At 45.9% G+C, this 5,363-nt stretch carries 7 protein-coding genes; 2 read left to right on the plus strand and 5 right to left on the minus strand.

Going from position 1 to position 5,363, the window contains the following annotated elements; all coding sequences use genetic code 11:
• A partial coding sequence (locus QZ209_RS07005) for an energy transducer TonB (protein ID WP_294346304.1) occupies positions 1-576 on the plus strand: 576 nt, incomplete at its 5' end.
• Positions 577-639: 63 nt separating this feature from the next.
• Here the strand turns inward: QZ209_RS07005 and QZ209_RS07010 are convergent.
• Together QZ209_RS07010 and QZ209_RS07015 are read right to left on the minus strand one after the other, a co-directional pair.
• Entirely contained in the window at positions 640-1,002 is a 363-nt protein-coding gene (locus tag QZ209_RS07010; RefSeq protein WP_294346307.1) for a hypothetical protein, read from the minus strand.
• Positions 1,003-1,083: 81 nt separating this feature from the next.
• On the minus strand, positions 1,084-1,593 hold the full coding sequence (locus QZ209_RS07015) for a CIA30 family protein (RefSeq protein ID WP_294346309.1): 510 nt from the start codon (positions 1,591-1,593) through the stop codon (positions 1,084-1,086).
• A gap of 245 nt (positions 1,594-1,838) precedes the next feature.
• Between QZ209_RS07015 and QZ209_RS07020 the strand changes: the two genes are divergently transcribed.
• On the plus strand, positions 1,839-2,324 hold the full coding sequence (locus tag QZ209_RS07020) for a YqhA family protein (protein ID WP_294346311.1): 486 nt from the start codon (positions 1,839-1,841) through the stop codon (positions 2,322-2,324).
• A gap of 69 nt (positions 2,325-2,393) precedes the next feature.
• Here the strand turns inward: QZ209_RS07020 and QZ209_RS07025 are convergent, their stop codons facing one another.
• From QZ209_RS07025 to QZ209_RS07035, 3 genes are all read right to left on the minus strand, one after another.
• Complete coding sequence (locus QZ209_RS07025) at positions 2,394-3,230, minus strand: nucleotidyl transferase AbiEii/AbiGii toxin family protein (protein WP_294346312.1); 837 nt, start codon at positions 3,228-3,230, stop codon at positions 2,394-2,396.
• Positions 3,227-3,880 (minus strand): hypothetical protein, encoded by a 654-nt coding sequence (locus QZ209_RS07030; RefSeq protein WP_294346314.1) that lies wholly within the window; start codon positions 3,878-3,880, stop codon positions 3,227-3,229. The genes QZ209_RS07025 and QZ209_RS07030 overlap by 4 nt, the downstream gene beginning before the upstream one ends.
• Positions 3,881-4,550: 670 nt before the next feature.
• The coding region (locus tag QZ209_RS07035) for an EamA family transporter (protein WP_294346316.1) at positions 4,551-5,363 on the minus strand (813 nt) is incomplete at its 5' end.

A 5,363-nucleotide genomic window follows, 5' to 3' on the forward strand; every position in this document is an offset into this window, starting at 1 on the left:
GGTGTCGTTCTGGATTTTGGCATAGATACAAGTGACCAAGCGTACGTGACTATTGGAGAGAAAAAACCTGAAGGCATCCGATGTTTTTTCGCAAGAAAAGATATGGCGTCACTTGCTCGATTATCGAAAGGACAGTTTGTTGCGATCGAGGGAAAAGCAAAAAGTGGTGATGCCAATACTCTTGTCATTGACAAAGCACGCATTCTATCGGACGAAGAGGAAGACAACATCTTACCAAAGCCTACCACCGTCGAAAAGGATGCCACTGTCGGAAAGGATGCCATCAGATGGGTTCAGGCTGACATCATGCCGAGGTTTCTTCACCAGGAGAAACCAGAATACCCTGAAGAAGCCCGAATTGCAGATATCGAAGGAAAGGTGTTTGTCATCGTTATGATAGGTAAAAACGGGAAACCCAGAAAAGCGCACGTTCTAAAACGTACTCCACCTGAAGAAACCGTTTTCGATAGTTCAGCGATTGCGACGGTCATGAATTCAACCTACGAACCCGCTATGCGAAATGGAGAACCGATAGCTGTATGGTTGACCGTTCCAATTCGCTTTTCGTTACGCTAGAGGCAACCCGTTCGTTAAGAAAACGATCTACTGAAGTTTCCCCCTACAACCACTTTCCATTCGCTATTCACCACATTTCGGTTCACCTTCACCCACAGGTTCCGGCATCGTCGTGATCGAACCCATGTGCCAGCTTCCGGCAACGTAGCGCACATAGACAGGACACTCGTTTCGTAAAATATCCACTACCTGCGGAAAGTCTTCCCATCGGTAGTTACACCAGACATATCCCGTTGCCACCTGCTCATCCGTATCAGGCATGGATCCATGTTCACGATGAAAATACGCACCGCCGATCAGGCTGCCGTCATCCCTGCGCAGCCCGATTATCGCCCTGTACGGATAACCGTTCGCAAACTTCCCGCCAGCGAAGTACGCAATATCGTACTTCGCTATCTTCTCGACCACAATGACACCTGAAGGCATAATTCTCTCTCCTAATTGGTTTTCTTCGACGTCCAATTCCTTGATTCTGTCCGCAATGCACCAATATACCTATGATCCTGTTCAAGACTGAAAAACCTCGATTCTGTCTACTTCGAGCCTGAACGCACCCTCCTGCCTCTCGGAAAGCAGAAAACCGATCTGGAAAATACGGGATTGATCGAGAGGCGGAGCATCCGTAACAATGCGACCACGGAAAGAGGGCTTGAAATCAATGAAAGGCAATCGAACAGCAACCCACCCGTCCATCGGCGCATCGAATTCCTGGCGGTATACCAGGCCGTCGAACAGGAGATCCGTTCGAAGACGAAAACTGTAACGTTTGCCGTCCCCGTTGATAGACAGTTCGATTCCGTCATAACCAGTATAATCATTTTCCGGAAGCGGTGCCCGTACCGAGGCGAATCCACCATTGTTGTCAAGGGAGAGATGACCGGAAAACACCCCTTTGCCCTCACTGGAATGCTGCATCAGGCTATCGGACAATCCACCCATAACACCATCGTTGACGCTTGTCCAGCGAAGAAGAGGAGGATGCATGAAGTCGGTGATTATTTTCCTTTGCGTGTCCATGGTTTGCTCCATTGCAAGATTGGAGAAGGAGGTAAAAATAAAATATCGTTTTTTTTACCCTTTCCCCACGATGATAACCTTCGGAGCATTTCAATTCAAAAGGGTATTCCTTAAATTTCAGCGGCAGTCAAGAGGTAATAGAACATCATTTCTGTTGACCGAAGACTGTAAACTGGTTTTATATATTTCAGGCTTCTGTATTCAGAACTATTGCCTTGTATTTTTTGATCTTTGAATTGATTCTTATGAAGTTCATCCTCTCGAACGGGCGCTATATGGTCTTAATCGGCGTCATCGGCGCATTTTTTGCAGCAATTTCACTTTTCATTTATGGCGGCATACTCACCGTTCAACAAATCATCGAGACTATCCAAACGGGACATGTATCGAGCAAGGGGTCGAAAGCCCTGATGCTCAGTTTTGTCGAAATTGCCGATATATTTCTTATAGGCACAGTAATGTACATCATATCGACAGGTCTTTACGAACTGTTCGTCGATGACAATATAGAAGTACCCGACTGGCTGGAAATACATACACTCGACGATCTCAAACAAAAGCTGATAGGGGTCGTTATCGTGGTTATGAGTGTGGTTTTTCTCGGCCATGTCATCAAATGGCACGGAGAGACCGAGATAGTCTATTACGGCGCAGCCATTGCGTTCGTCGTTGTAGCACTTACCTACTTCACAGGGCAGAAGAAGAAGAAAGAGGAAGGCGTTAAGAAATGAAAATTTACTATTGAATAATGAAAGACCTTATCAGGCAATGAGTTGAACCTCTCGCCTCTACTGTGTACCTTATCCGACAGTAATGTGCATGCGTTTTGCCAGTTCATGGAAATAGTCACGCGACCATATCTTTAAGGCTTCGACATCCTTTACAAACCTTGAGACATCATTCCTGGCCGGTACAACATCGAGCGCATCAATTCGCTGATGGAGTAACTGGCGAAAGTCAGGTTCTGTGAGGTTTTCCCCTTGCAGATTCCCGCTCTGCTTGGCACGAATGCCAAAATGAGAAAGGTTCATCGAAATACTTTTCCTGACATACCATTCGAAGTCGAACCAGTCCCGCCCTTTGACCCTGTTTTTCCAGTTCCTGAAAAGCAGTGCATGCATCTTCCCGGCAAACAGATCCGGCAAGCTGAAGCATTTGACATAGAACGAAAAGGGTTGGAGAAGGAGTTTTTCCTCGGTTGCAAATCCCAATGGAGGTTCCGTATCGACCTCGAACTTGATCTTGATGATTTTGTCCGCATGAACGGCAAAACTGAAAAGGCGTGTATCACTTTTTAAAAAAGCGGACTCGATACCGGTGCGAACCGTTTTCTTTTTTGCCGACATTTCTACCTGAAGCCCCAATGCTGAAAACTCTTCCCTGACCACTTTGAAATAGGGTTCGAGTGAAAAGTCGGCATCTGATTCGAGTAGAGAAAAATCCAAGTCTTCGGAAAACCTCGGCAGCCCGTAAAAGATTCTCAGACAGGTGCCGCCGTAAAATGCAGCTTTGTCGAAAAAGCCTCCCCTATACAAACCAGCAAGCGCCACCTCCTGTACGACCTCACGCAACCCATTCACGGCACCATCAGCCATCGTCATATCATATTTTTCGAGCATCTGCTTCAGAACGGTCATGACACCTCCCGCTGCAGTGTGCCAACAAGTTTCAGCAATGCCTGCAACATATCAGTCTTGATACCTGCTAAGATACAGTCATCGATCACGTTCATGTCAAAACGAGCCAGGGATTCTTCATCGACGCGCAAATCATCAAAGAGCAACACCGCTAATCCTTTTGGTGACTTTATGCTTACGTTGCGGGTAAAGACCAGCTTGTCACAGAGCGCCTTTTCCGGAGATGCCATCAAAAAACCGGTTTGATCGGGATTCTCGATACGGTCGATACCGATGGAATAGAATTCAGGTGGAGAATGGGTATAGGAAAAACGTCCAACCATCAAGTCGTATATCTTTCCCCTCCTCGTTGTCATTGAGGTGATCTCAACGACCCGTTCCGGGATAATTCCATAATGATGCAAGGCATAATCCATGGAAACGTAAGACGGCCCGTACAGCAAGTTGGCAACAAGCGGCAAGGACATCGGAATCTCTGTAATTTCAGGTGAGACGGCATACAGCCCCTTTTTGATGGGTAAGAGCTGCCCGTCATCGATCATGCGGACGATCTTGTCGTTCGGAGACCGATATTCATCAAGAATCGACAGTAAAGTGCCATGCGTCAACGGTACCCCACCAAATGTCTTAAGCTTTTGTTCTAACCTCATTGCAATTATTTTGCACAGTTAATCGACATTTATTCGATTTTCTATACAAAATAGTGACTTTCAACCTAATCACAAAGCAAATTTTTCCAGCAGAAGTTGGTTCTGATTGGCTTTAGGGGACATCCTACAGTAAAACTTCACGGGTTTTCAACCCGGAACGACCATCACCCCGGTTATTTCGATATATTGTGGCCTTAAACAAAAAAGCCAGCTCTATAAGAGACTCTATGGGCTTACGAAACTTCAGAGACAGACAGACTCATGTGATTGACAAAAGGCACACATAAGTGTATATTGATTTCACGAAAACCTTTGCATGGAACAATGAAAAGAATAATAAGCTTAAGCTTCAAAGAGCTGTCTCTTTTGAACTTATCGTTTCACAGATTGAGGCCGGGAAAATACTTGATATACTTGAACACCCAGAACAAACGAAATATCCAGGGCAGAGAATATTGGTGGTAGATGTAGATGATTACGCACACTAACAAATCTGCTTTACCAGCTCGAGGATAGTATAGCTTGACGGATTATGAATCAACCATGAATTCGAACTCTATCGAAGCTCAAAACGGAGAAGAAATAGCTATTGCTCCTGCGCACTACCGCGACAAGTTGACAATCAAAGCATACAAGGCAGAGTATTTCACAACGCCAACACCGAATCTTTTCATACCCAACGCTGCATTGCCAGCGCAAAGGACGACTTGATCCTGTTCAACACATCCGGAGGAGCTACTATCACCAGCAGACCGGCAAAAATACACAGAGAGGCGATCCATTCCCAGTTATTGAACGATTCGCCCAGCACGACCCATGAAGACAGCATGCCGAAAACCGGAACCAGCAAGGAAAAAGGCGCGACAACATTCGGAGAATATCGGGAAAGCAACTTTCCCCAGAAGCCAAACGCAAGCACTGTTGAAACCATGCTCGTATAAAAAATAGCGAATACACCGGTCAGAGATATGTCGGTAATTGCTCCGATCTGACCATCTTCGAAAAAAAACGACAGGAGAAATAGTGGCAATGGTGGAATCAGGCTCATTTGAATGACCAGATGAAACATGTTGATTCTCCCTGCTTTCTTCATCAAGATATTGGATACCGCCCATGCCAGACCGGCAGCGATAACGATACACAATCCAGCCAAGTTTGAACGGCCCTCTCCGATACTGTCGAACACCAGGATAAATATTCCGCCAAAAGCAATCGAAATACCGAGTTTTTGGAACGCAGTAGGAGCATCCCGTAACAGGAATGAAGACAAAATCAATGTAAAGACACTTTGAATTTGCAGCACCAGCGAAGACAGCCCGGCCGGCATTCCAATCTTCATTCCGACAAACAACAAACTGAACATCACAACCCCCAAAACCAGACCGATAGACACAATCCACCGCAGACTGACAGAACCTTTCTGAATGAACAAAATCGCTGGAAATGCAGAAAAGACAAATCGCAGGGCGGAAAACAACAAGGG

Origin of the sequence: Prosthecochloris sp. (assembly GCA_015482705.2) — a bacterium.
Taxonomy (GTDB): domain Bacteria; phylum Bacteroidota; class Chlorobiia; order Chlorobiales; family Chlorobiaceae; genus Prosthecochloris.

What these genes read in the sequence shown, in the direction of transcription:
- QZ209_RS07010 (WP_294346307.1), bottom strand. Translation starts at nt 1,002, where the DNA reads ATGCCTTCAGGTGTCATTGTGGTCGAGAAGATAGCGAAGTACGATATT.
- QZ209_RS07015 (WP_294346309.1), bottom strand. Translation starts at nt 1,593, where the DNA reads ATGGACACGCAAAGGAAAATAATCACCGACTTCATGCATCCTCCTCTT.
- QZ209_RS07020 (WP_294346311.1), top strand. Translation starts at nt 1,839, where the DNA reads ATGAAGTTCATCCTCTCGAACGGGCGCTATATGGTCTTAATCGGCGTC.
- QZ209_RS07025 (WP_294346312.1), bottom strand. Translation starts at nt 3,230, where the DNA reads ATGACCGTTCTGAAGCAGATGCTCGAAAAATATGATATGACGATGGCT.
- QZ209_RS07030 (WP_294346314.1), bottom strand. Translation starts at nt 3,880, where the DNA reads ATGAGGTTAGAACAAAAGCTTAAGACATTTGGTGGGGTACCGTTGACG.